Here is a 24,025-nt window from a genome sequence, read left to right on the forward strand (position 1 = left end):
CACGCAAAACGCTCGGCTGGAAAACTCCAGCCGAGCGTTTACGTGATCTACTGACAGGCATCTGACCATCAGGTGTTGCGAGGACCCCTAGAATCCGCCTGTCGGGTGCGGGCCTTATCGGTCTGCGGCTGGTGCCTGTGTCAGGTCAGCTCGGCGGGTGGGGTGGTCGGGCGCCCTTCGGCGGTGTCACGGAGCCACTGCGGCACCTCTCGGCCGGTGCGTTCGCGGAGCGCGATCGAGGCGCGGGCTGCTGCGGCGGCGACTCGGGGACGCTCGGCGGGGCGGTCGGTGCGCTTTTCGGTGGTGGTCATCATGGGTCCTCCTGATCGTTCTGGTTGTCAGTGTCCTCGGTTTGGTCCTGGTCCGCCAGTGCACGTCGGGCTGCAGCTCGATCGGAGACCGCGACCAGGACGTCCTGCTCGGTTCGGGTGATCAGTGCGGAGTCGGTGACGGTGGCGTAGATGTCCCATCCGAGTTCGGCTTCGGTGTCGTTGTCGCTGGTGGTGCGCTCGAGGCACCAGGTGATCCGTTGCCAGGCTTGGGCGCGTTTGTCGGCCACGGTGCGTTGGCGGACGGTCAGGGCGACGCCGACGACGGCGAGGACGCCGACGATCAGGGTGACCCATGCTTGAGCGGGCATCAGGGGCGTTCCTTCCAGGTGGTGCCCCGGTGCCGTCTGGCACCGGGGCGGGTGTTCTACCGGCGTGAGGTTCCGCGGACGATGTCGCCTTCGATGTAGGTGAATCCATCTCCGCGGCCGTCACGGAGCGCGAAGTGGTAGTCCGCGTGAATCCAGACGGTAGCGAAGTGTCCGGCGTCGGTGAGTGTGCCGAGTAGGTCTCGGTCGGCCCCGTTCGGGAAGAACGCCACTCCGGACGAGGGCGGGTAGTAGCGGTTGAGGGTGTCGATCAGCGATTCGACGCTCCGACATTCGGCGGCCGCGTCGAGGGCCTTGTCGTAGGTGGTCCAGTAGTCGTCGATGTCGTTGGCGGTCATGGCTTCTGCTCCTCGGTCGGTGCGGTTCGGATGGGTGAGCGGGCAGGGTCAGTAGTCCTCGTCCCAGTGCTCGCCTGCGTAGGTGGGGTCGAAGTCGGCGGGTGCGTGGGCCGGGTAACGGCGGCGGAGGTCGTCCTCGAGGTCGAGACGGCCTTGCCAGTGCTTGTCGCACCTCGGATGCGATACCCCGGTCCCGGACAGTGCGTCCCGGTATTCGACGTCACCGGTGCAGTCGGGGCCGTCCGCGATGCAGGTGACGGCGTCGGTGTTCGTGGTCTCGGTCATAACTGTTGCTGCCCTTCGGAACTCGTGCCGGGTCGGTGTTGCGTCCTCCCCTGCGTTCTTTCGCCGTCATCTGGCGTGGGGAGAGTAGGCGGCGCACGGGAACGGCGTCCTGCCCCTGGGCCGGGAAGTTTTCAGCCGGAGGCGTTCGTGAAAAGTTCTCGGCGCGCCCGCAGGGCCGGAGCATCGCGGAGTCAGGGGTGGGTAAGGCGGGCACGGGTGACGCAGACTCGATGGCAGCCAGATGCCCGAAAGAACGATGCTCTTCTACGGTGCGGAGCGCAGCGGAGCTCCACTCAGGGGACACCGCAGGTGGCCGGCACTGCCGGCAGGCGGAATGCGCGACCGCTCGTCGATGTCGTCAGATGGCAACCTTCCACCTGTGGAGCACTTCGGGTAACTGTGCGGGAGCGACGGGGACCGACCACGCTCGGTGTCGCGGTAGCGCCGCGAGGCTCGCTGGTGAGGCATACTTCTGCGTGCTCCAACAGGCATGATGCTTCAGACTATTAATAAAACTAGCTATAGTTCGTGCCACGAAGCTGGATAGTTTGCTACGTTCTCGGCATGACAACCAACGAAGACACAGTGGCAGTGTTCACCGGCAAGAGCCTCGACTCGATTCTGGGTGAGGGTGGGTCGCAGTCGTGGAAACTGGATGCAGCGCGAGCCAGGAAGTGCCAGTACGTGGTGTGCACGCAGAATGCACACAACGTCGAGGCGTATGCGGACGGCACCGAGGATCATGGGAGCGCTTTTTTGGTGGGGCGGATTTCTCGGCTGGTTCCCGCGACGGACGATAGGCCCGACCGGTGGAAGATTCAGTTCAGCGAGTACGCCCACATCAGCGTCCCTGATGTCTGGACGGGTGACCGAAATCCGGTGCGGTACACCACGTTGGACGATCTGGGAATCGACCTGGCGGATGCGAATTTCGAGAAATTCGACGATCAGTCCACGAGTACGCAAGCACCGACGACGGAGGTCGCCGCGTTGACGATCCGGCAGGCGAAGGCCGGTCTGGCGAAGACGTACGACGTCGATGTCGACGCCATCGAGATCGTCATCCGCGGATAGCCGAACGTCCGCCTGACTGTCGCAGGCGGCACCGGAACGTGTGTCGACTGCCTTACCCTCGCCCGTACGACGGACTGTGGGCGTCGATGACGAGATCTGTGTAAATAGGTCGGCGCTGGCCGGTAACGTCCGCTCTCATCGACCCAGAAGGGATCCACCGTAAATGGCGACGACGGACGCAGGCGATGTCGAGGTGCTCGTCGGTTACCTCACGGCTGAGATCACTGAGATGCACGCTGCCCCGGACGGATGGCCGGGGCATGTGGAATTGGCGTTGATCGATGCGGTCCTGTCGATCAGAGCGGTCTACGGAGTCTCTGCCGACACGGGCGTACGCGGCGCGATCAAGCGGTACAAGGCCGAGTCCGGCAGGCAAAGTTGGGACGACCTCGGTGTACTGGGCGAGGCCGACCCGCAGTGGCTTCAAACGGTGCTCGGCACCAAGCAGAAGACCGGGGGTGTGCCGAAGGCTGAGGCGATCGTCTCTGCTGCCGGCCGGCTCGCAGCGTCGGGCGCGCGCCACGCATCCGACATCGATCGGGACTCGGCAGCGCAGCGAGCCGCGTACTGCGGAACTCGCGGCTTGGGCCCGGTGACGTGGGACTACTTCCTCATGCTGGTCGGCCACGACGGCGTCAAAGCCGACACTCTCGTCACTCGATTCGTGGTGGAGGCGCTGGGTCGCAGACTCGGGAGCGAAGAAGTCTCACGGCTGGTGACCGACGCTGCGAGGCGGATGGACATGCCGGTGTCGGCACTCGACCACTCGATCTGGCGGCACATGAGTAGACCTCGGAAGAGCTAGTTCCGTTCACCTGTCCGATCGAGGGAGAATTTTCATGGCTGTCGATTTCGAGTTCATCGGCATCTCGACCCATCGAGTGCGATGCTGCACGACCACCACGGGACCCGGTATGCGTTCGACGTGGCCGAATGCTCGTCGATCGAGTTCACGAACCACCGCGACTCACTCGTGACAGCACCGAAGACTGGCGACGAGCCGTTCACACAGCAGGGGCAGTCGATCGGATCGGACCTTCGCCAGTTCTGGCGTTGGGCGTGCTCGGATCTCATCGGTAACGCTCAACGCGGTGTTCTCGCCGAATACATTGTCGGACTCGCACTCGGATGCGTAGCCGATGGAGTCCGAGTGGAGTGGGATGCTTCTGATCTACTGATCGAAGGGGGAATTCGCGTCGAGGTGAAATCGTCTGCGTACCTGCAGAGTTGGAAGCAGGAGAGGTTGTCGACGATCAGCTTCGGGATCCAGCCGACGAACGGCTGGGACGCGACGACGAACACAATTGCCGCGCAACGGAAGCGGCAGGCCGACGTATACGTCTTCTGTGTCTTCAAACAGACCGATCGGGCCACCGCCGACCCGCTCGACCTAGACCAGTGGGACTTCTACGTGATGTCCACCCAGCGCCTCAACTTCACGTTCGGGGAGCAGAAGTCGATTGTGTTGAGCAGTCTGCTCTCGCACGATCCCGTCGGATGTTCGTTCTCCGGACTCGCAAGTGCCGTCCAGGCCGCGGCGCGCGAACAATCCTGACTCCGACCGAGCAGGCCTCGTGGCGGCACGCCCCGTCGCACTCAAGAATTCGACACCGGAGCGTTCTGCGTCTGCGGCTCTACCCGGGAGACTCTGCTGTGCCACGACCTCTTCCGTGACCGAAACGCCGAAGAGTCCTCGTGGATGGCGGTTGTCGTCGGTGTAAGCGGCATACTCGGTCTGATCGTCCCCGACGTTGAGGTGGTTTCGGTAGGTCATGGCGAGTGTGCACGAGGTTATCGAAGCGTTCCGCGGTGAGCCGTCGAATTCGGAGCGGGGCACCAAGTTCGAGCAGCTGATGGTTCGGTACTTCGAGCTCGATCCGACGCTGTCGCAGCAGTACGAGCAGGTGTGGCGGTGGATCGACTGGCCCGACCGTCAAGGTAAGGCCGACACCGGTATCGACCTGGTCGCCCGCGAACGCGACACCGGCGACTACACCGCGATCCAGTGCAAGTTCTACGAACCGACCACCACGTTGAGCAAAGGCGATCTCGACTCGTTTTTCACCGCCTCGGGACAAACATTTCCCACCGCCGATGGGGATCGGTCGTTCACCAACCGCGTGATCATCTCCACCACCGACCGGTGGGGAAAGAACGCCGAAGACGCGATCAATCACCAGACCATCCCTGTCCAACGGATCGGTCTGGCCGAGATCGCCGAGGCCCCGATCGACTGGGACATCGCATGGCCGCAGGGCGAGCTGACGGTCGAGTTGAGCGAAGCGGTCCGCAACGAGCCCCGCCCGCACCAGGTCGACGCGATCGACGCGGTCTTCGCCGGGTTCTCCGCCGGCAACGACCGCGGGAAACTGATCATGGCCTGCGGAACGGGAAAGACGTTCACCGCTCTGAAGATCGCCGAACGCACGGCTGCCGAGGCCGGCGGCAGTGCACGCATCTTGTTCGCGGTCCCTTCCATCTCCTTGCTTTCGCAGACACTTCGAGAGTGGACCGCTCAAACCCAGCTCGACATTCGCGCGTTCGCGGTGTGCTCGGATTCGAAGGTCTCCCGCTCCGCCGAGGACTACAGCACCGTCGACGTCGCGATCCCGGTGACCACCGACCCCGACAACCTCGCATCGCACATGGCGCACCGGAAACGCTCCAAAGGACTGACCGTGGTGTTCACCACCTACCAGTCCCTGCCGACGGTCGCTGCGGCGCAAGGGCTGGGGGTGGATGCATTCGATCTGGTGATCTGCGACGAAGCACACCGCACCACCGGTGTCACCGTCGCCGGTGCGGACGAATCGAACTTCGTCCGCGTCCACGACGCCGAGTTCCTGAAAGCGTCACGGCGGCTGTACATGACGGCAACGCCGCGGATCTTCGACGACGCAGTCAAGGAGAAGGCCGCCGACCACTCCGCCGAGTTGTCGTCCATGGACGATGTCGACATCTTCGGGCCGGAGCTGCACCGATTGTCCTTCGGTGACGCCGTCGAGCGCGGGCTGCTCACCGACTACAAGGTCATCGTGCTCACCGTCGACGAGGACCTCGTCGCGGCCCCTATGCAGAAACAGCTCGCCGGCAACTTCGCCGAACTCCAACTCGACGACGCCTCCAAGATCGTCGGCTGCTGGAACGGTCTCGCCAAACGCGCCGGCCGCTCCCCCGACGGAGACGGGTTCGCTGTCGGCGCACCCCCGATGAAGCGGGCCGTCGCGTTCGCCAAGGACATCGCCGCCTCCAAGCAGGTCGCCGAAGTGTTCCCCGACGTGGTCGACGCCTATCGCGCCCTCCTCGAGGAAAACGAGAACGACGGCGAACAGGTCGACGCCACCAACCGTGACCTCGTCGTCTCCGCACGCCACGTCGACGGCACTTTCAATGCTCTCAAGCGCAACGAGCAACTGTCCTGGCTCAAAGCGCCCGTCCCCGAGGGTGAATGCCGGATCCTGTCCAACGCACGCTGCCTGTCCGAGGGCGTCGACGTTCCGGCTCTCGATGCCGTGTTGTTCCTGCACCCCCGCAACTCCGTCGTCGACGTCGTCCAGTCCGTAGGCCGTGTCATGCGCCTCTCGCCCGGCAAGGACTACGGGTACATCATCCTGCCCGTCGCCGTGCCCGCCGGAGTGTCGCCGTCGCAGGCCCTCGCTGACAACCGCCGTTTTAAGGTGGTATGGCAGGTCCTCAACGCCCTACGCGCGCATGATGATCGATTCAACGCGATGGTCAACTCCATCGCCCTCAACGCCACCACCAAACAAGCCAAAGCCGGCCAGGGCAACGATCGACTTCTCGGCGGCCACATCGGCCCCACCACCGACTCCGACGAGACGATCGGCGACGGACACCCCACCCCGGACACCGATCCGAAGCCCGACAACGGCGAAGGTGGGAGCGGTGGGGTGGCGTCACAGATGGCGTTGTTCGCACTCTCGGAGTGGCAGGAAGCGATCTACGCCCGCATCGTCGACAAGGTCGGCACCCGCGTCTACTGGGAACAGTGGGCAGCCGACGTCGCCGACATCGCCGCCGCCCAGATCGCCCGTATCAACGCTCTCCTCACCGGTGCCTCCCCGGAGACAGCCGAGCAGTTCGAGAGGTTCCTCACCGGGCTACGCGACAACCTCAACGACTCCATCAGCCGTGACGACGCGATCAGCATGCTCAGCCAACACCTGATCACCAAACCGGTGTTCGATGCCCTGTTCTCCGGCCACGATTTCGCCACGCACAACCCGGTCTCGATCGTCATGCAGCAGATGCTCGACACACTCGACGACGCCAACCTCGAATCGGAGACCGCCGGTCTCGACTCGTTCTACGACTCGGTGCGCATACGGGCCTCCGAAGTGACCAGCGCCGAAGGCAAACAGCAGGTCATCGCCGAGTTGTACGAACGGTTCTTTCGTGTCGCGTTCAAGAAGCAATCCGACGCTCTCGGCATCGTCTACACCCCCGTCGAGATCGTCGACTTCATCCTCCGCGCCGCAGACCACGTCTCGAAGGAACACTTCGGAAAGGGCCTCACGGACGAAGGGGTTCATATCCTGGACCCGTTCACGGGCACGGGCACCTTTCTCACCCGACTCCTTCAAACCGGGATGATCCTTCCCGACGATATGGCGCGCAAGTACCGGGAAGAGCTGCACGCCAACGAGATCATGCTTCTCGCGTACTACATCGCCGCCGTCAACATCGAGACCACCTACCACGCACTGACCACCCCCGATGGCGAGGGCGGGCAGTATGAGTCGTTCGAGGGGATCGTCCTCACCGACACGTTCCAGATCTCCGAAGACGGCGACAGTATGGACGCGATCATGTTCCCGCAAAACAACGACCGCATCGTCCGCCAGCAGCGCGTACCGATCAATGTCATCGTAGGTAACCCGCCGTACTCGGTCGGGCAGGACAGCGCCAACGACAACAACGCCAACCTCAGCTACCCCACCCTCGACGCCCGTATCGCCGCAACCTACGCCGGCCGCTCGACGGCGCAGCTCAAGAACAGCCTCTACGACTCCTACTACCGCGCCTACCGATGGGCCACCGACCGTGTCGGCGACCACGGAATAGTCGCATTCGTTTCCAACGGAGGATGGATCGACGGCAACACGGCCGACGGAGTGCGGCTGAGCATGGCCGACGAGTTCGCCCACCTGTGGATTTACAATCTACGCGGTAACCAACGCACAGCCGGCGAACTTTCCCGACGAGAAGGCGGCAAGGTGTTCGGCTCCGGAAGCCGTTCCACCATCGTCATTTTCGTCGGTGTTAAGAACGCAAAACACACAGGACCCGTACAGATCCACTACCGAGATATCGGCGACTATCTCGACCGCGCAGAAAAACTCCGTCTCGTTGACACGAGCACCATAGAGACCCTCGAATGGCAGAGTGTGCAGCCGAACGCGCACGGCGACTGGATCAGCCAGCGAGACAGTGCTTTCAGCTCATGGCCGGCGATCGCGAGCCGCGGTGCTACGGGAGCCGTCGTCTTCCGAACTTTCTCGGGCGGACTCAAGACCAACCGAGATAGCTGGGTTTATAGCTTCTCCATGAACTCGCTCCGCGAACAGGTCAGCAGGACGCTCACCTTCTATCAAGCGGAACTTCATCGCGCAGAAGCTCAACGGGGGAACGAACGCCTTCAGGACGTGGTGAACCGCGATCCCCAAAGCATCTCGTGGAGCAGCTCGCTGTTGTCATCTATCGACGCGCGCAGGGTCATTCGCGAAGAGACTTCTGCATACCGCGAAAGCGCCTACCGGCCATTCCAGGGAAGCCATGTCTACTTCGACAAGTCCCTGAATGACCGACCTGGCAGGCTCCCTTCGATGTTCCCAACGCCCCACCACCGGAACTACGGCATCGTTCTGACTGGGCCGGCATCACACTTCGACTTCACTCCATTTGCGACCAATTTGATTCCCAACCTGCACCTCCTGGACACTGGTCAGTTCTTCCCTCGCTACACCTACGAACGCATCGACGGTGCTGCGGGCGGCGGGTTCGACTTCGAATCGACGGCCGATACTTTGGGGGTCGATGAGTGGGGTTACCGGCGGGTGGACAACATCACCGATGAGATCCTTGAGGTCTACCGAACCGCGCTTGACGCTTCGGTGACCAAGGATCAGGTTTTCTGGTCGGTGTATGGACAGCTGCATGTCCCCGGCTACCGGGAGACGTACGCGGCAGATCTGAAGAAAATGCTCCCCCACATCCCCACCCCTGAAAACTTGGAGCGCTTCACACAGCTCGCCGCCGCCGGCGAGCAGCTCGGCACCATTCATATGCAGTACGAGGACGTCGATCCCTACCCACTCGATGTCGAGATAAAGGCCGGTGTCGACGAACACGATCGCGAGACATGGCGAGTACAGAAAATGAAGTGGCGCAACAAGTCCGACCACACCGCAATCGTCTACAACTCGAAGGTCAGCCTCACCGGCATTCCACCCGAAGCTGAGGAGTATGTGCTCGGTTCGCGGTCAGCGCTGGCATGGATCATCGACCGCTACCAGATCAAGACCGATAAACCATCGGGCGTCGTGAACGATCCGAACCTGTGGTGCGACGAACACGACAACCCCACCTACATAGTCGAACTGATCAAGAAAGTCACCACCGTCGCCGTTGAAACGATGCGCATCATTCGCGAACTCGGCATCGAGAAGGCTGCCTGATGGTCCGCGCTCAGACCATCCAGATCTACCTGCCCAGTGGGGATCCCGCCGGTATTCGGGTCGCGAGCCTGACCACCAGGACCGTCCGGGTCTTCGACATCCCGCGATCGCTGCTGAGCGAATTTGCGAAGCTCCCGGCATCGACACAGGTCGGGGTGTACTACCTGTTCGGAGGTAGCGAAGACGAACGGACCGCATACATCGGCCAGACCGGGAACGTCGGTAAGCGCTTAGGTGAGCACGGCGAGAAGAACTGGACCCGCGCGATGGTTGCAGTGTCGTTGACCAACGAATGGACCTCCACGCACGTCTCCTACCTGGAGTGGTTGTCGATCCGAACCGCCCAACGCGCAGACCGGTACACGCTGACCAATGGCAACGACGCGAGCAACCCGTTCACACCAGCACCGCTCGAGGCGGATTGCCACGAATTCTTGGACACGATCTCCGTCCTGCTGACCACCCTCGGCGCACCGATCCTCGATTCGATCCGTCCAACGAAGGGTGAATCCAGAGCAGGTCAAGAGTCGCCAAACCAGCCTCTGTTCTTCCGTGAGTCCGGATGCGACGCGCAGGGGTACCTGACTTCCGAAGGCATTGTTGTGCAACGAGGTTCCCGTGGACGACCGGATCTACGTGGCGCAGCTACCGAGCGCGTCCGGACTACCCGCGAGTCGCTCATCGCCAGCGGCCGCGCGACGATCGAAGATGGCGCTTTCATATTTCGCGACGACGAGCTCTTCGACAGTCCATCCGCTGCCGGTGCAGTGCTCGTCGGTGGAAGCAACAACGGCCGCATCAGCTGGAAGAACGAGGCCGGCGAAGATCTGAACGTACTCGAGGCCCGTGATCTGGCCAGCGCTCAGGCGCAACGCGAGGCGGCACCGGCGAGTGATTCCGTCGAGGTCGGAGCGGGAGTGCCAACCGCGTAGCTTTCCGCGCAACTCTAGGATTGCGCAAAATGGCGGTACAGGGTTCGCCGACTCACTCCGAGGACTTCAGCGATGTCGCCGATAGTGCTGCCCTGGTTGCGCATTCGGGTGGCTTCACGCTTCTTGGCAGTCGACAGTGCAGGTGGCCGGCCACCGATCTTGCCGCGTTCGCGCGCGGCGGCGAGGCCAGCATTCGTGCGTTCGCGGAGCAGCTGCCGCTCGAACGAGGCGAGGGCACCGAAGATGTGAAAGATGAGTTCGCCTCCGGCGGTGGCAGTGTCGATCTGTTCGGTGACCGATGCGAACCCCACTCCCCTGGATTTCAGCTCGGTCACGAGCTCGATCAAGTGCGGGAGGTTGCGACCGAGCCGGTCGAGCCTCCACACGCACAAGGTGTCTCCGGGCAATAGGGTGGCCAGGAGCTCGTCGAGCGCGGGCCTCGTGGTCGTGGACCCACTGGCAGTGTCGACGAAGAGCCGTTCACACCCAAACGCGGTTAGAGCGTCGCTCTGTAGCGCGGGTGTCTGATCGGTGGTCGAAACCCTGGCGTAGCCGTATTTGTGTCCCACAGCGCGAGAGACTGCCACAACTCACTGACACGGCAGGTTCTGACACGATCGGTTTAGCTCACGTTTTTGGCACGACATTCGGGCTGGTCGCCTCCGCACCTGTCAGTTTCAGAAGACGACTGCACTGTTTCAGAAGTGCACTGCAGTGCAACTCCGAGTTCTCGAGCACACGTCCGGCCTTATCCAGTGAGCGCTGCGATCCCTGACTGGATAGCGCATTGATGGTGAAATTTCCCATCAAGTTTTACTGGCCGTCGGTGAGCTGCGGGTCTAGCGCCGCGGCCGGCCATGGACGGCTGTTGTCGCGCGAAGTGCTCGATCGGACACTTGCGGCATGGGCGGCGAGAAAGTTGTCGACGATTTGGATGCAGTCGTCGGCGTGGATGTGGCGCAGTCCTGTGAGGCGAGCGAACACTATCGGTCCGAGGAGCTGAATGAGGGCGAAGGTGGTGTCGATCTCGCCGAGCACAGCGCGAGCGTCAGGCGCCGTCAGGATCTGATCCAGGGACCTGCGGTATTGCTCTATGACACGGGCCCGAAGCGAGACCACCGCGCCAGGATCGAGATCGCGCCGGCTGGCGTCGCCGCTGTTGACGGGCCCCATTGCCAGCCAGGCCAGCGTGGTCATCTGCACCGGAGCTTGGTCGATGAGGTCGGCTTGGGTGGTGAGCAACGAAATCAGACGTTCACGTAGCGGACCGGTATCGATATCGGTGTCGACTGGGGGTAATAGTCGCTCGAAGGTTGCAGCGAGCAGGTCAGTGGTACTTCCGAAATGTCGGTACAGAGTGGCACGTGCAACCTTCGACATGCGGGTGACCGCCTCCACGGTGACCGCCTCCACACCGCCGGTGGACAGCAGCTGACCGGCCGCTTCGAGTAACCGGTTACGTGAGCGCGCCAGCCGGGGGTCGGCCGAGCCCTCGGTTGCAACGAGAGGGTCGACCATGAACGGGCTCCGCTCCATTTGACTGACAAGACATGTCCTCGATTGATCATTCTGTCACACCCGCAGAGTTGTGATACTAATAGTCTCGAACCGAGACGATCAGTCTCGAACTGGGAGGCTGGCCGTTGAACGAACGTAGATCCGACTCTGCCAGCGTCGCTCGATGGAGCGGTGCCCAGTGGTGGATGTTGATTGTGTCGTGCATGGCAGTCGCGTTGGTGGTGGCCGCAATGGCAGCATTGTATTCAGCGTTGCCCCAGATCGCGGTCGCGACAGGGGCGACGCAAGCCCAACTGACCTGGATAGTCGACGGTTATACGTTGGTTTTGGCGTGCTTCGTTCTGCCTGCCGGTGCGATCGGTGACCGGTACGGTCGCCGGGGGGTGCTCGTGGCGGGGTTGGCGTTGTTCGCTTTCGCGTCGGCATTGCCCTTGTTTCTCGCCGACCCGGCGTGGCTGATCGCTGCTCGCGCGTTGGCTGGGGCGGGTGCGGCGCTGGTCATGCCCTCGACGCTGTCGATACTGACCGCGGGATTTCCACCGGCGCATCGCGGCCGCGCTGTAGGTGTGTGGGCCGGGGTTGCTGGATCCGGGGCGGTCCTGGGCATCCTCGGGGCTGGTGTGCTGCTCGAGCAGTGGTCGTGGACCTCGGTGTTCGTCGGGTTGACCGTCGCCGGAGCGGTTCTGGCCGGGTTGGCATGCAGTATCGCGGAGTCCCGCCAGCAGGAGCATCCACCGGTCGATTGGGTGGGCGCGGTGACCGTAGTTGTCGCGGTCGGGGCGATCGTCTTCGCTGTGATCGAGGTTCCGGCCCGTGGCTGGTCGGATTCGCTCGTCGCCATCAGCACTGCGGTGGGCTTGTTTGCGGTTGCGGTGTTCGTCGTCGTAGAACTACGTTCCTCGGCACCCCTACTCGATGTCCGGTTGTTCGCCCGCCGTGGTTTCGGTGCCGGCGCGCTGTCTGTCTGTATCCAATTTCTGGTGACCTTCGGGGTGTTCTTGCTGTTGGTGCAGTATCTGCAGTTGATTCTCGGTTATGGACCGCTCACCGCCGCGTTGGCGTTGACCCCTATGGTCGTGCCGCTCATCGTGATCTCGGTGATTGCACCCTGGCTGTCGAACATTGTTGGGCTGCGGGTGATGACCACTGTAGGTCTGCTCACCATCGCGGCGGGACTGGTGATGGTGAGCAGACTGACCGTCGCGGCGACTTACCCTGACCTGCTGTGGCCCTTGCTCATCATGAGTGCGGGTTTGGGGTTGTGTACCGCCCCTGCGACTTTCGCCATCGTCTCGGACACTCCTGAGGCCAAGCACGGGGTGGCTGCCGCGGTCAACGACGCAGCTCGCGAAATCGGTGCCGCGATTGGGATTGCGGTAGCCGGTAGCGTGCTCGCGGCCGGTTACGTTCAGCACATTCAGCCGGCTCTGCCCCAGCTACCCGAGCCTGCCCGTGGTCCGGTGGCCGATTCTCTGGCCGCCGCGTTACAGGTCGCCGACCGCGCAGGACCAGCTGGTCAGCCGCTGGCCGAGTTCGCCAGAGCCGCATTCGTACACGGAAGTGGTCAGGCGACACTGTCGTTGGCGGCGCTGACCGCCGCTGGGGCACTCGTCCTCGCCGTCTTTGCGCCAGGTAGACGCAGCCGTACGACAGCCACCGCGGGTGATGGACGTCGGTGAAGGTCGGCCAGGGTGTCTATTCTTCGGTGTGATTCGTGTCCGTGGCCCGGAGTTGGGCTCGGGCTTGGGACTGCATGAAGTGTTCGACCTCGACCACCACGAACAGGGCAGTAGCGGTGGCTACCGAGCGGCCCTGCGCATCGTCCATCGTGGCCGTGAGATCCAGTTTGCGCCCATCACGAGACCGAACGGCAGCACGCAATACGTATGGAGTGCCGAGCAGAACCGGCGCCAGGTAGTCGAGCTCGAGACGCCGCGTCACGGCGAGCTCACCCACTGTGTAGAGCAGGAAGCCGAACAGATCGTCGAGAACGGTCGCCACCGCGCCTCCGTGTGCTATCCCGGGTGCCCCGACATGACGTTGATCGAACACATGGTGAGCCACCACGCCGTTCTCGTCACGCTGGACCGACAGGGCGTGGCCGTGCGGGTTCTGCGGCCCACAACCAAGACAGTCGGGGTGGTGGGGCGGTAGATCAGGCGAGTCGAAACTCGTGCTCCAGAACGAGCGCGCCCAGTTCTCGACAGCCGGGCCGGCCGACCCGCTGACCTCGTCCGGAACTCTTTTCATGGTCGGACCTCTCTGTCGTGAAAAAAAATTGTGCCGAGTCTGTCGCGTCATCGTGCGCTCGGCCTGCACCGCTGTTAGTTTCGATAGATAAACTGCACTATGTCAGAAGTGAACCGCACTAAAGGATCGACCAAGCCGACATAGCATAAAGAGAGAAGTGATCTGCCGCGAGGATTTCGGACCTGGAGATGACTATTCTGAGGCCGCGTTTGCGGACTGCCCGTAACTGAGTTCTTGTCCAGGTGGCGTGTCCCCAGTGAACGGGGACACGCCACGTCCAGCGCGATGTCCTCGTTATCGAATATCAAGATTGCATGGAGGTCGTCGCGGAGTGCGCAGCGGGCGCAGAAACGGGCTCGGTAGCGTTCGCCTTTCGTGGTTGCAGGCGTTCGCAGCGCAGGTCGAGCGCGATGCCGGCGCACTCTTGGCGCTGATCGCGGAGTTGAACCGTCAGATCGGCGACTCGAAGCCGAACTGACCCGCCATTTTGAAACACACCCGGACGCGGATACACAACGCCGCCATCTACCTCTCCCTGCCAGGAATCGGTGTCATCCTCGCCGCCCGGGGCTCGGTGAATTCAGCGACGACGTCGACCGCTACACCAACGCCAAGTCTCGCAAGAATTACGCCGGTACGTCACCCCTGACAGTTGCGTCGGGCAAGAAGCGGGCCGTACTGGCTCGACATATCCGCAACCGGCGGCTCTACGATGCCATCGACCGGTGGGCGTTCTGCGCCCTCAGCCAGAGTCCGGCCGCTCGCGCGTTCTACGACCAACACCGTGCTACCGGAGACCTCCACCACCAAGCGCTCCGCGCACTCGCCAACAGACTTGTCGGGCTCCTGCACGGGTGCGTACGCCACTGCACCGAATACGACGAACACACCGCTTGGGCACACCGCACCGCGCAACAACCCGACGCAGCTTGACAAGTTACACTTCTGGGATATCTAGGGTGATTCAGTCCATTTTGTGGCGGGAGGCGAAACCGGGATGGCTGAATGGCAGACTGCGTGAGAAGGCCACGCCTACGGTTGCGGCCGCGCCGTCGATGATTCCCCACGTCGTCTCTGATAGGTGTGCGACGAAGAACGTATCATCCACCCCTTGCTCACGACCGTTGTCGATCCACCACTGAGTCGCAGATAGACCAGAACCCAGAATGGACGCCACGGCCAAGGGAATGACCGAAGTATCTGCGTGAACACGCTGAAGACTTTCAGTGAACCGATCGGCGACGACCTCCATCACCGACCTCAGTTCGTCAGCAACTCCGCCATTTCCCGATCCGGAGTACTGAAACAAGTGATTCGCCATAAGGAATCTGACGACCGTGGGATACCGCCCGACGAGCGTGACGTAGCTCTGGACGGACGAGCGAACCATATCGTCAACCGAAAGATAATCTTGGTCGGCGAGAATAGTGACTTTCGCCGAATCCCACATCAACGCACCGAGTTTCGCCGCCACCGCCGCGTTCAAGCCCGCTTTGTCGCCAAAGTAGCGATACAGCTTTGGTTTAGATACACGGGCCTCCGCAGCGATGTCGTCCATGCTGACGCCTGCACCATACCGTTCGATGATCCGTATGGTCGCGTCGACCAGCTGCGCGCGTACCTCGACTCTATGCTCATCCCAGCGGGTGCTACGGGCATCGGCCACTCGACGCTGCACCTGAGATGGAGTAAATGAAACGCGGCGGACGAATGACATTATGGGGTTAACAATACCCGGAAGGGTCCTCTCAAGCGAGTCGGGCTGGAGAGCCGTTCGCTGAAACCACTCGGTTCGCTCGCAGCGGTTCGGCACCCTCCCTCAAGCAGCCGATCGTCCGCCGGATCGCACCGTGTCGATCACATACACCGGCGGCACGACCGGAAAGCCGAAGGGAGCCATCGGAGGCTTCGGCAATGTTCACGATGACGCAGATTCAACTCTCCGGAGTGAGAATGGCCGGGTACCCCAAATTCTCGTTGTGCACCCCGCTGTCGCATGCTGGGGCCGCGTTCTTCGTACCGACCCTGACGAAAGACGGCCCGATGATGGTGCTGCCGAAATTTTATCCGCCGAGGTGCTGCGCACCATCGACGCAAAAAAGATCACCGTGGCGATGCCATCGATGCTGTACGCCTCGATGGACCCCTCCCAACTCGGACACGCGCGGCCTGTCGACGATCGTGGCCGTCTCACGAGCTCATGTGTGTCCGGTCGACGGTTCAAAAGCCATCGCCTACCGTGACTGCGTCCAATCGGGCCGCTGCTTCGTTGAAATAGTTTGGCGCCTCCATGTTGATCATGTGACCGATCTGTGGCAACGCCACGAACTCATGCAACCGGCGGCGCTGCTGCAGTCGGTCGGCGAGATCAATGGAATGAACCGCGGGTGTCAACTTGTCGGCCGAGCCCACGATCACGGTCGTCGGAACCGTAAGTGAGTCGATTCCTTTGCTTACATCGATGGTGGCCAGGACCCTGCCCCACATTCCCCGAACCTCAGGGGGGCACCGCAGTACTATGTCGGAACACTCAGCCACAACGTCTGCTGGCGCGTGTGGACCCATCGTCCCGTATTTCACCAACCGTCGGTTGAAGCGAGTGTCAAGCATCTCCGGTCCCGCGGTGGCGAGCCCGGCTGCGAATGCCCGCTCCAGTGAGGCGCGGAATCGACGTGGCGACCCAATTAGCGTCGATCTACTCACCAACTGCGAGGGGCCGGTACTCGCCAAGACGGCACCACGGGATAAGACGGGCACCGACTCCGGGTGCTCGGCAGCCCAACCCATGATGGACATCCCGCCCATACTGTGACCGGTCACCAATGCCTTACGATTAGACGTGACGACAGCGCGCAAGACAGCCTCGAGATCGTCGCCAAGCACCGACGAAGAGAAGGGCGCGCGACCCCGGTCGCTCCAGCCATGCCCTCGTTGGTCATACACCACCACACGGTGTGTGGTGGCGAAGTGCTCGATCTGAGGTCTCCAGAACCGACCTTGGCAAGCCCACCCGTGGCTGAACACCAGCAGCGGCGCATCATCACCGAGCCCGTACTCCTCGACAAACAGCCTCGTGCCGTCACTGGAGAGAACCTCCCGCGACCGCCGCGACAATAGGCCAGCTTTCGAGGAGTCAGAGGTCATCGAAACTCACCGTCACAGCGTCGGTGAGCGGAAGTGCCTGGCACGCGAGTCGCTCGCCGTCCTCAATGTCGTCGTCTACGAGGATGTTGTTCTGCACCATCTCGACATCGCCATCGATGAGCTTGCACACACACGCGCTGCATGCGCCCTCTCGGCACGAGTACGGGGCGTTGTGCCCTCGCGAGAGCAGCACATCGAGCAGAGGCGTGTTACGTGGCCACTCCGTGGTGATGCACTCTCCGTTCAGATAAACCGTGGCCGTAGCTACACCCTCGTCGTCACTGAGTCGACGCAGTGTTGCGGTGTCGAACGGGTCACCCGTCAGCGACTGGAATACCTCTCGATGTACATCCGAATGATCCACTCCGCATGCGGCGGCAGAGCTTTCCACAAGATCCATGAAAGGGGAAGGCCCGCAGGTGAAAATTGCCGATCCCTTGTGTTCACGAATAATCTTTTCTACAGCCTCTGATGTGGGAATCCCGTTCTCCGACTCAAGCCAGTCAACCAAAGTGAACCGCTCGGCGAATTCAGATCTAATCTGCTCAAGCTGGCACTCGTACATGATCGAATCGGAGTCACGGTTTGCGTAGAACAGGACAACTTCCCCACTGCCCGACACCAGAGCCGACTTCACCAGCGACAGAACCGGAGTGATGCCGCTTCCGCCAGCGAAGAAGAGCAAGTCGACGTCGAGGCTCTTAGCGGTAAACTTTCCCGATGGCGTGAGGACGGTCACCTCCATGCCGATGGAAACGTTGTCACACAACCAGTTCGACGCATACCCCCCAGCGGTGCGCTTCACCCCGATCTCGAGGCGGAAGTCATCGACATGAGGCGAACTGCTCAGCGAGTAGCATCGTGCGACGTGGCCCGTCTGGTCGGACGGGATCTTCAACGTAATGAACTGCCCGGGTAGATGCTTGAAATCGTCGACGATCTCGTCAGGCACTTCGAAGGCGATGCTCACGGAGTCCTTGGTCTCCTGCACGACCTCCGACACGGTCAGCGTTCGCGATCGCGCGGTGGTGCCCGGCCGATTCTCCTGTTCGAGGGTCATTTGATGATCCCCCGCTTACGAGCCAAGGCGTAGCCCGCGCGTGTGACAGGCGCAGAGATGTCCTGGTAGCGCGGACCGACAACGCGTGCGACAAAGTCGAAGCCACGTGCGTCTGCGCCGATCAGCACTCGGGGCTTCTTCTTGTCCATTCCCTTGAGGATGGCGCACGCAGCTTTCTCCGGAGTGGTCCTGGCGATGTTGTTGAACATCGAGGCAATGGTGGCGGTATCTGCCCCCATATCGGATACACCACGAGCGTTGTTGACGATATTAGTCTTGACGCCGCCGGGGTGAACGCATGTCACCGTGACCGGATGCCGACTGATTTTCATCTCTTGCCGAAGCGCTTCGGTGAAGCCACGCACACCGAACTTCGCGGCGTTGTAAGCGCTTTGACTGGGGATCCCGACCAGACCGAAGACGCTGGAGGTGTTTACCAGATGACCATCACCAGAGGCGATCAGATAAGGCAGGAACGCCTTGGTCCCGTTGACGACACCACCGAAGTTGATGCCCATCAGCCAGTCGAAATCCTCCCAGGACATGTCGACAACGTCGGCGCCGAGGGCGACGCCGGCATTGTTGAACACCATGTTGACGCGCCCGAAAGACGACTGCACGCTCTCTGCGTAAACCTGGAACGCAGCACGATCTGCCACGTCCAACACCGCGGTCTCCACGGCCGCACGATGCGCGGTACGGCACATGTCCGCCGTCTCCTCGAGATGCACTTCGTCGACGTCGGACAAGGCAAGGCTGGCCCCGCGTTCGGCCAGTTGGAGGGCAAGGGACCGACCGATCCCTGAGGCGGCTCCCGTGACGACTGCGACCTGGGTCGCGTAATTGCCTGCTGTCGAACTACTCACTGTCGGATACTCACTTCTCGATGACCTACGGTTGGATTGTCAGGCGATCTCGTACTCGGCGGGATCGAAGTCTTTCGTCGCTCGCCAGTACTGCCAGGTGAACCCGGGCCATACCGTACGGTTGACACCTTGCGAGTCCAGATACCAACTCGTACATCCGCCGTTGGTCCACACGCCCTTGGCGAGCTTGTGTTGGATGCTCTTGTTGAAGTGTTCTTGAACCTCGGCCCGCACATCAACACGCTCCGCACCTCGACTGTCGACGGCGTCGATGGCCTTCATGATGTACTTGATCTGCTGCTCGATCATGAACACGACAGAGTTGTGCCCAAGACCCGTGTTAGGTCCGAGCAGGAAGAACAGGTTCGGGAAGCCCTCGGTGGTGATGCCGAGGTGGGTATTGATGCCCGTCCGGTGCCAGTGCGACGGCAAGTCCTCGCCCCGAGCGCCCTTGAGCGCGAGTTGATCGAACCCGTCCGTGACATGGAACCCTGTGGCGTAAATGATCACATCCACAGGGTGTGACACGCCGTCAGGGGTGACGATCGAATCGGCAGTGATCTTTTCGATCCGATCGCTGATCACTGTCGTGTTGGGGGCGGCGAGCGCAGGGTAGTAGTCGTTCGATCCCAGGATGCGCTTGCATCCGATGCGGTAGGACGGCATCAGCTTCCGGCGGAGCTCGGGGTCGGTGATAGAACGCTCGATGTTCCATTTCGCCACCTTTTCGATCGGTCGCATAAGGTTGGAGTGGCCGTTGAGCCCGAAGGCCAGGCTCTCTGCGCCCCAGTAGACCGACCACCGAGCGAGGCGGCGAGTAATGGGGATCTTGCTGAGCAGCGTCCGAAGTACCGGCGGCACCGCGAAGTTCTTGCGTGGAAGTACCCAAGCCGGGGTTCGCTGGAAGACCGTGAGTGTGCCGGCGTCCTTCTGCACGAACGGCACGAACTGAATCGCGCTGGCACCGGTGCCAATGACGGCCACCCGCTTGCCCTGGAGATCCACCGTGTGGTCCCACTGTGCCGAATGGAACGCCTGGCCGGCGAACTCGTCGATTCCGGGGATATTCGGAAAATTCGGGATGTGCAGAGCGCCGACACCGGACACGATGTACTGCGCGACGTACTCCCGGCCCGACTCGGTACGCAGGTGCCACCGAGATTCGGACTCGCTCCAGTATCCGGAGACCAACTTCTGCCCGAAGTGGATCTTCTGAGTGACACCACGCTTGTTGGAGATATCTTTCAGGTACTGCTCGATTTCGGGCTGCGAGGACCACACCTTCGACCAGCTACCGCGACTCTCGAACGAGTAGGAGTACATCAGTGACGGTACGTCGCACGCGCATCCCGGATAGGTGTTGTCGCGCCACGTCCCACCGACGGAGTCGGCCTTTTCTAGAACGATGAAATCACTGTACCCGCGTCGTCGGAGCTGGACGGCCATACCGAGGCCAGAGAAGCCGCTGCCGATGATGAGAACTTTGGTAGTGATGGGCTCGGTTATTCCCGGGTCTGTCGCCGTGGCGGCGGACTTGGCGTTGGAGGACGGCATTGTGAAAATCTCCTGATCGAATGCAGAAAACGGACCCGCACGGCGCGCCGTGACGCGTGGCAGGTGTGGGAATGTCATCCGCCCAAGCCCACGAACCGAGGAATCCGGTCGTGGGGTCGAGGAATGGGCTGTGGGACGCGCGGACCGGGCCGGGCGTGTTAGCGCAGATCGTCGGGCAGGCTGCGCGTTGCGCGCCACATCGCCATCGTGAACTTCCCCTCCATCATTCCGGCCTCGTGGAAGAATCGGATCATCGGCTCGGACATGAACTGCAAGTTGACGCGATAGTTCGGGCTCGTCTGCTGCGCCCACAGGCCGCGCAGACGGCTGATTCCGACATCGGGATATACCTTCGGATTGATGAGCAACGGGTATGCAAAGTTCGCAATGGCCGCCAACGTGCCTCTATGCCAGGCGCGCGAGATGCGTCCGCGACGCTGCATCCCTTCCACCATTTCCAGCCGCGCGAACGTGATGTGACGGGCCTCTTCGAGAACGTGGATCTTCATGAGCTGGCGCAGCTGCGGCTGCATTTTCGGGTCATTCATCGCCTCGCGCTGAGCGCGGTCGAGGATCTCCTCGATGAGCAGAGTCGCGCCGGACACGGACGGGCCGAGAGGCACAAAGTGCAAGATCTTCGCGATGCTCAAGAACCCCTTCGGCAACTTGTACGGTGCCAGGCCCGTCTTGTTGATCAGTCGGGCGAACATCGTCGAGTGACGTGCCTCGTCGCCGATCTCGTTAAGGGCGTAGAGGGACCTTTGATCTGTCAGGGCGCCTTTGGCGGATGTTCGGAGCAGCGCCGAGCTGAGCAGATTCTCCGCGTAGATACCGAAGCTGAGGATGCTGACGATTTCGTGGCGCCCGAGTTCCGCCTTTTGCTCATCGCTCATTCTCTCCCACAGCTTGGTGCCGTAGAGCGAGACCCGATGCTCTGGCAGGTAGTACTTTCCTTCCTCCCAGGGTGAGTCCCAATCGATGTCGATCTCCGCGTCATAGAATTTTTCGGCCGCCGCCCGCAGCAGTCGGCCGGCAGATCTCTGCATGTCGACGGGCTTGCGGGCGCTGACACGCGCAGCGCCTTCCGTTGAGACGTCGGGCTTGGTCTCCACATTTTGAACGGTCATGTGACACCTCCGTTGCGTTCCGGGCCGAGCTGAGTCTCGACTTCATACCCGTACTCCGGGTACCAGATACTGATAGTGTCTGCGCCAATGCGTTCTTTTGTCAATGTTCGATGTGAAGAAAGTGAGCCTTGCGTGTCTGACGACCACGATCTCGACTACTCCGGCGAGGGCACCTTGGTGTGCCGTGGCAAGGAGATTGCTGTCGGGGTGAAGATCAAAGGCTATTTCCAGCCCCTCAACGGCTTATACACCTGGTACGGCAGGATCGACAAGAATGATGCGCTCCACGCCGCCCTCTCGGGAAGGCGCACGGTTGCCGTCTTTGCGACACCAGAGGGACGCGCCGAGTGCGTCGTGGGCGACCCTGATTTCTGGGACCGCTATCGCATCTCGGGCACGAGCAGACCGCCGTACCACATCCCCACCACGCTCGAGGAAGTTGAGTCGATAGCAGAGAGTGAACATCAGGGTTGACCGACCCGCTTTGCGCCCTGGGCGTTCCCCAGCATCCAGTCCGATAGCGCCCAGGCGGGTGAAGCAACGCCACCAGACAGCCGATTCTTGACTGCGGTAGGCCTTCTCGAATTCGTCTGGTGTGAGGTAGTCGAGGGTGCTGTGGGAGGCGGCGTTGGTTGAACCAGTCGACCCATCCCATCGTGGCGAACTCGACATCGTCGATGGTCTTGAGCGGGCCGTTCAGGAACGGGCTTCTCTTCGATACTGCCTCGGTCTTGAACAACCCAATTGTGCTCTCGGCCAACGCATTGTCGTACGCATCCCGACACAGCGGATCGATGCCGCAATCCCCTCGCAACGCTGCCACCCGCGACGGCAAGCTCGAGTACCGCACATCAGTGGCGCAATGGAAAGCCGATCTTGCGGCAAGGCGACCCAAGGTAGCCAAACTCGTTGAACACGAACCTCTTCGAGAGTACGTGCAGGAAGTGCTCTCGGGCGTGATCCGCGACGAAAACGGTGAGGTCTGATCATCGGGCTGGGCAGGTCCGCAGTGGGTACGCTTGTCGAACGCACCAGCAGATTCACCACGTTGCTGCATCTGCCACGTAAGGATGGGTACGGGGATGCGCCCCCGGTGAAGAACGGGCCGGCGTTGTCCGGTTACGGATCGGAGTCGGTCCGCGATGCACTCCAGGCTGCGATGACACCGCTGCCGGAGCACCTGCGCAGATCGGTGACCTGGGACCGCGGCGGAGCTTGCACGTCATGCGGAGTTGACCGCAGAAACCGGGATCCGTGTGTACTTCTGCGACCCGTACAGCCCCTGGCCGCGAGGAACGAACGAAAACACCAATGCATTGCTGCGACAATACTTTCCGAAGGGAACCGATCTCGCTCGATACCGTCGAAGTGACGTTCAGGCCGTGACGGATGCACTCAACAACCGCCCGCGCAAAACACATGGGTGGCGAACCCCAGCGGAAGTGCTTGCAGAGCAGATACGCTCGGCTTCACGGCACTGTGTTGCGACGACAGGTTGAATCCGCCCTGACTGCCGGCACCGCTGTGATGGATGAGCCCTGAGCCGACGCGGCGTCCACCGTGATCTCGTCGTCACAACGCCATCTTCAGCGCCGTGGTGACCATCGCTGTGTCTTTGACCGTCGGCACGGCGAGGAGGCCTGCAAAATCCCGACATTCCCGATTATGTCGGTGTTCGACCACTCGCAAACTGACCCGATCGAGTGGCACCCGCAACCCGAAGAGATCACCCAACTCCTCACCGGCGTCGACCCCGCCGACATCTCCGACATCTGCGACCGCGTCGAAAAATGAGTACCGTCCTGCATCTTGCTCTTCGTGGAACTCCTTCTGCGGAGCCGCCGCCTCATTCAGCTGGGCCATAGTCCTGAATTTGCCAGCCCTGGGCGGTTTTCGTCACGACCACCTTCAACAATGTCGGCAGTTCACTCGGTTGTGGATTCTGCACGTTCTGCGTCTTCTGGCTCGCGAAGACCATCACCGTGTATTCTTCGTCGGTGTCACCGGTGTCACCGGTGTCACCGGTGTCACCGGTGTCACCGGTGTCACCGGTGTCACCGGTGACGCTGGTGGCCAGAACGCGTCCCGACGCCTGCACCTGGGCCTGCTGGATAATCTGGGTCAGCGTCGGCCGAACCTCGTCATACCGCTTGACTAGAGCCTCACCCGCGTCCTCTTTGACTGCCGCGAAAAAGGCGTCGGTGTTCTGGTAGCTGTAGGTCAGGGATCTGGTCGTGTAATCCGAGGCGGCCTTCGCCGCGGCGGCCCGTTGCGCGGCGTCGTTTTCCAATACCGACTTCGCTTCGTCGGCCTCGAGGTAGAGGTAGGCGAACACGCCGGCCAGCACAGCGAGCACCACGATCACGGCCGAAACCACCACGGCACGTGATCGCGGCGATGCTGACCAGCGGTGCCCACCTGGCGAGGGGGGTTCGACGTCGCTGTCTCCAGCCCCAGCCGTGGCTACGGCGGACGCGGCTGGGGCGTTTTCGTCCATCAGTAGATCGCCATCCGGCGTCGC

At 61.9% G+C, this 24,025-nt stretch carries 24 protein-coding genes and 3 pseudogenes; 11 read left to right on the plus strand and 16 right to left on the minus strand.

Annotated features, from left to right (window positions below):
* Positions 1–140: 140 nt before the first annotated feature.
* The 4 genes from CH276_RS28465 to CH276_RS12125 are packed head-to-tail and all read right to left on the minus strand — an operon-like array spanning position 141 to position 1,281.
* Positions 141–311 carry a hypothetical protein gene (locus CH276_RS28465; RefSeq protein ID WP_165839653.1) on the minus strand — a complete coding sequence of 57 codons (171 nt, stop codon included), beginning with the start codon at positions 309–311 and terminating at the stop codon, positions 141–143.
* A complete protein-coding gene (locus CH276_RS12115; RefSeq protein ID WP_037146804.1) occupies positions 311–640 on the minus strand; it encodes a hypothetical protein in 330 nt (109 codons plus the stop codon). The genes CH276_RS28465 and CH276_RS12115 overlap by 1 nt, the downstream gene beginning before the upstream one ends.
* 56 nt (positions 641–696) lie before the next feature.
* The gene (locus tag CH276_RS12120) at positions 697–996 is read right to left on the minus strand and encodes a hypothetical protein (protein WP_037146805.1); all 300 of its coding nucleotides are present in this window, start codon (positions 994–996) and stop codon (positions 697–699) included.
* A 48-nt stretch (positions 997–1,044) separates the two neighbouring features.
* Positions 1,045–1,281, minus strand: a complete 237-nt coding sequence (locus CH276_RS12125) for a hypothetical protein (RefSeq protein WP_037146810.1) — start codon at positions 1,279–1,281, stop codon at positions 1,045–1,047.
* 564 nt (positions 1,282–1,845) lie between these two features.
* Here CH276_RS12125 and CH276_RS12130 point away from each other — a divergent pair.
* The 5 genes from CH276_RS12130 (at position 1,846) to CH276_RS12150 (ending at position 9,985) form a co-directional block, all read left to right on the plus strand.
* Positions 1,846–2,355, plus strand: coding sequence for a hypothetical protein (locus CH276_RS12130; protein WP_052057729.1), 510 nt, complete (start codon positions 1,846–1,848; stop codon positions 2,353–2,355).
* A gap of 163 nt (positions 2,356–2,518) precedes the next feature.
* Complete coding sequence (locus CH276_RS12135) at positions 2,519–3,160, plus strand: hypothetical protein (RefSeq protein ID WP_094629829.1); 642 nt, start codon at positions 2,519–2,521, stop codon at positions 3,158–3,160.
* A gap of 168 nt (positions 3,161–3,328) precedes the next feature.
* A complete protein-coding gene (locus CH276_RS12140; RefSeq protein ID WP_254924061.1) occupies positions 3,329–3,910 on the plus strand; it encodes a hypothetical protein in 582 nt (193 codons plus the stop codon).
* Between the two features lie 217 nt (positions 3,911–4,127).
* Positions 4,128–9,053, plus strand: coding sequence for a DEAD/DEAH box helicase (locus CH276_RS12145; protein ID WP_094629830.1), 4,926 nt, complete (start codon positions 4,128–4,130; stop codon positions 9,051–9,053).
* Positions 9,053–9,985: a GIY-YIG nuclease family protein gene (locus CH276_RS12150; RefSeq protein ID WP_094629831.1), complete on the plus strand. Its 933-nt coding sequence runs from the start codon at positions 9,053–9,055 to the stop codon at positions 9,983–9,985. The genes CH276_RS12145 and CH276_RS12150 overlap by 1 nt, the downstream gene beginning before the upstream one ends.
* Before the next feature lie 14 nt (positions 9,986–9,999).
* Here CH276_RS12150 and CH276_RS12155 read toward each other — a convergent pair whose 3' ends face one another.
* Positions 10,000–10,554, minus strand: a complete 555-nt coding sequence (locus CH276_RS12155; protein ID WP_063217018.1) for a recombinase family protein — start codon at positions 10,552–10,554, stop codon at positions 10,000–10,002.
* 244 nt (positions 10,555–10,798) lie between these two features.
* The gene (locus CH276_RS12160) at positions 10,799–11,503 is read right to left on the minus strand and encodes a TetR/AcrR family transcriptional regulator (protein ID WP_032364248.1); all 705 of its coding nucleotides are present in this window, start codon (positions 11,501–11,503) and stop codon (positions 10,799–10,801) included.
* A 203-nt stretch (positions 11,504–11,706) separates the two neighbouring features.
* Here CH276_RS12160 and CH276_RS12165 point away from each other — a divergent pair, with 203 nt between their 5' ends.
* A complete protein-coding gene (locus tag CH276_RS12165; RefSeq protein ID WP_371128951.1) occupies positions 11,707–13,182 on the plus strand; it encodes an MFS transporter in 1,476 nt (491 codons plus the stop codon).
* A 16-nt stretch (positions 13,183–13,198) separates the two neighbouring features.
* On the opposite strand, the gene CH276_RS12170 is transcribed toward CH276_RS12165, so the two are convergent.
* Complete coding sequence (locus tag CH276_RS12170) at positions 13,199–13,753, minus strand: PaaI family thioesterase (protein ID WP_032364186.1); 555 nt, start codon at positions 13,751–13,753, stop codon at positions 13,199–13,201.
* Between the two features lie 427 nt (positions 13,754–14,180).
* On the opposite strand from CH276_RS12170, the pseudogene CH276_RS12175 reads away from it, so the two are divergent.
* Positions 14,181–14,686 (plus strand): annotated as a pseudogene (locus CH276_RS12175) (transposase); the annotation flags it as partial.
* Between the two features lie 31 nt (positions 14,687–14,717).
* On the opposite strand, the gene CH276_RS12180 reads toward CH276_RS12175, so the two are convergent.
* Positions 14,718–15,470 carry a TetR/AcrR family transcriptional regulator gene (locus CH276_RS12180; RefSeq protein WP_094629853.1) on the minus strand — a complete coding sequence of 251 codons (753 nt, stop codon included), beginning with the start codon at positions 15,468–15,470 and terminating at the stop codon, positions 14,718–14,720.
* A gap of 133 nt (positions 15,471–15,603) precedes the next feature.
* Between CH276_RS12180 and CH276_RS28960 the strand changes: the two genes are divergently transcribed.
* Complete coding sequence (locus CH276_RS28960) at positions 15,604–15,996, plus strand: AMP-binding protein (protein ID WP_141214700.1); 393 nt, start codon at positions 15,604–15,606, stop codon at positions 15,994–15,996.
* Here the strand turns inward: CH276_RS28960 and CH276_RS12185 are convergent.
* The 5 genes from CH276_RS12185 to CH276_RS12205 all read right to left on the minus strand — a co-directional run bounded on the left by CH276_RS12185 (position 15,974) and on the right by CH276_RS12205 (position 21,504).
* On the minus strand, positions 15,974–16,897 hold the full coding sequence (locus CH276_RS12185) for an alpha/beta fold hydrolase (RefSeq protein WP_094629832.1): 924 nt from the start codon (positions 16,895–16,897) through the stop codon (positions 15,974–15,976). The genes CH276_RS28960 and CH276_RS12185 overlap by 23 nt on opposite strands.
* Positions 16,887–17,957 (minus strand): ferredoxin--NADP reductase, encoded by a 1,071-nt coding sequence (locus tag CH276_RS12190; protein WP_032370854.1) that lies wholly within the window; start codon positions 17,955–17,957, stop codon positions 16,887–16,889. The genes CH276_RS12185 and CH276_RS12190 overlap by 11 nt, the downstream gene beginning before the upstream one ends.
* Entirely contained in the window at positions 17,954–18,823 is an 870-nt protein-coding gene (locus CH276_RS12195) for an SDR family NAD(P)-dependent oxidoreductase (protein WP_094629833.1), read from the minus strand. Before CH276_RS12195 ends, CH276_RS12190 begins: the two co-directional genes overlap by 4 nt.
* Before the next feature lie 39 nt (positions 18,824–18,862).
* A complete protein-coding gene (locus CH276_RS12200) occupies positions 18,863–20,377 on the minus strand; it encodes a flavin-containing monooxygenase (RefSeq protein WP_032370853.1) in 1,515 nt (504 codons plus the stop codon).
* A gap of 158 nt (positions 20,378–20,535) precedes the next feature.
* Positions 20,536–21,504, minus strand: coding sequence for an AurF N-oxygenase family protein (locus tag CH276_RS12205; protein WP_027498243.1), 969 nt, complete (start codon positions 21,502–21,504; stop codon positions 20,536–20,538).
* A gap of 132 nt (positions 21,505–21,636) precedes the next feature.
* On the opposite strand from CH276_RS12205, the gene CH276_RS12210 reads away from it, so the two are divergent.
* Positions 21,637–21,978: a DUF4873 domain-containing protein gene (locus CH276_RS12210; RefSeq protein ID WP_027498244.1), complete on the plus strand. Its 342-nt coding sequence runs from the start codon at positions 21,637–21,639 to the stop codon at positions 21,976–21,978.
* 96 nt (positions 21,979–22,074) lie between these two features.
* On the opposite strand, the pseudogene CH276_RS28965 reads toward CH276_RS12210, so the two are convergent.
* A pseudogene (locus CH276_RS28965) lies at positions 22,075–22,282 on the minus strand (integrase core domain-containing protein); the annotation flags it as partial.
* Here CH276_RS28965 and CH276_RS29360 point away from each other — a divergent pair.
* Together CH276_RS29360 and CH276_RS12220 are read left to right on the plus strand one after the other, a co-directional pair.
* Positions 22,188–22,490, plus strand: a complete 303-nt coding sequence (locus CH276_RS29360) for a hypothetical protein (RefSeq protein ID WP_441344216.1) — start codon at positions 22,188–22,190, stop codon at positions 22,488–22,490. The pseudogene CH276_RS28965 and the gene CH276_RS29360 sit on opposite strands and share 95 nt — an antisense overlap.
* Positions 22,487–23,003: pseudogene (locus CH276_RS12220) on the plus strand (IS30 family transposase); the annotation flags it as partial. The gene CH276_RS29360 and the pseudogene CH276_RS12220, both read left to right, overlap by 4 nt.
* A gap of 73 nt (positions 23,004–23,076) precedes the next feature.
* On the opposite strand, the gene CH276_RS28470 reads toward CH276_RS12220, so the two are convergent.
* Together CH276_RS28470 and CH276_RS12230 are read right to left on the minus strand one after the other, a co-directional pair.
* Positions 23,077–23,367: a hypothetical protein gene (locus tag CH276_RS28470; protein ID WP_032370852.1), complete on the minus strand. Its 291-nt coding sequence runs from the start codon at positions 23,365–23,367 to the stop codon at positions 23,077–23,079.
* Positions 23,351–23,869 (minus strand): hypothetical protein, encoded by a 519-nt coding sequence (locus tag CH276_RS12230; RefSeq protein WP_254924063.1) that lies wholly within the window; start codon positions 23,867–23,869, stop codon positions 23,351–23,353. Before CH276_RS12230 ends, CH276_RS28470 begins: the two co-directional genes overlap by 17 nt.
* Positions 23,870–24,025 lie beyond the last annotated feature (156 nt).

Source organism: Rhodococcus sp. 06-470-2 (genome assembly GCF_002258235.1).
Classification (GTDB): Bacteria; Actinomycetota; Actinomycetes; order Mycobacteriales; family Mycobacteriaceae; genus Rhodococcoides.

Coding starts and splice junctions, on each gene's coding strand:
- CH276_RS12135 (WP_094629829.1), top strand. CDS start 2,519: ATGGCGACGACGGACGCAGGCGATGTCGAGGTGCTCGTCGGTTACCTC.
- CH276_RS28470 (WP_032370852.1), bottom strand. CDS start 23,367: ATGGCCCAGCTGAATGAGGCGGCGGCTCCGCAGAAGGAGTTCCACGAA.
- CH276_RS12130 (WP_052057729.1), top strand. CDS start 1,846: ATGACAACCAACGAAGACACAGTGGCAGTGTTCACCGGCAAGAGCCTC.
- CH276_RS12165 (WP_371128951.1), top strand. CDS start 11,707: ATGGCAGTCGCGTTGGTGGTGGCCGCAATGGCAGCATTGTATTCAGCG.
- CH276_RS12125 (WP_037146810.1), bottom strand. CDS start 1,281: ATGACCGAGACCACGAACACCGACGCCGTCACCTGCATCGCGGACGGC.
- CH276_RS12205 (WP_027498243.1), bottom strand. CDS start 21,504: ATGACCGTTCAAAATGTGGAGACCAAGCCCGACGTCTCAACGGAAGGC.
- CH276_RS12200 (WP_032370853.1), bottom strand. CDS start 20,377: ATGCCGTCCTCCAACGCCAAGTCCGCCGCCACGGCGACAGACCCGGGA.
- CH276_RS12170 (WP_032364186.1), bottom strand. CDS start 13,753: ATGAAAAGAGTTCCGGACGAGGTCAGCGGGTCGGCCGGCCCGGCTGTC.
- CH276_RS28465 (WP_165839653.1), bottom strand. CDS start 311: ATGACCACCACCGAAAAGCGCACCGACCGCCCCGCCGAGCGTCCCCGA.
- CH276_RS12190 (WP_032370854.1), bottom strand. CDS start 17,957: ATGACCCTCGAACAGGAGAATCGGCCGGGCACCACCGCGCGATCGCGA.
- CH276_RS12115 (WP_037146804.1), bottom strand. CDS start 640: ATGCCCGCTCAAGCATGGGTCACCCTGATCGTCGGCGTCCTCGCCGTC.
- CH276_RS12160 (WP_032364248.1), bottom strand. CDS start 11,503: ATGGTCGACCCTCTCGTTGCAACCGAGGGCTCGGCCGACCCCCGGCTG.
- CH276_RS12120 (WP_037146805.1), bottom strand. CDS start 996: ATGACCGCCAACGACATCGACGACTACTGGACCACCTACGACAAGGCC.
- CH276_RS12180 (WP_094629853.1), bottom strand. CDS start 15,470: ATGTCATTCGTCCGCCGCGTTTCATTTACTCCATCTCAGGTGCAGCGT.
- CH276_RS12185 (WP_094629832.1), bottom strand. CDS start 16,897: ATGACCTCTGACTCCTCGAAAGCTGGCCTATTGTCGCGGCGGTCGCGG.
- CH276_RS12145 (WP_094629830.1), top strand. CDS start 4,128: ATGGCGAGTGTGCACGAGGTTATCGAAGCGTTCCGCGGTGAGCCGTCG.
- CH276_RS12150 (WP_094629831.1), top strand. CDS start 9,053: ATGGTCCGCGCTCAGACCATCCAGATCTACCTGCCCAGTGGGGATCCC.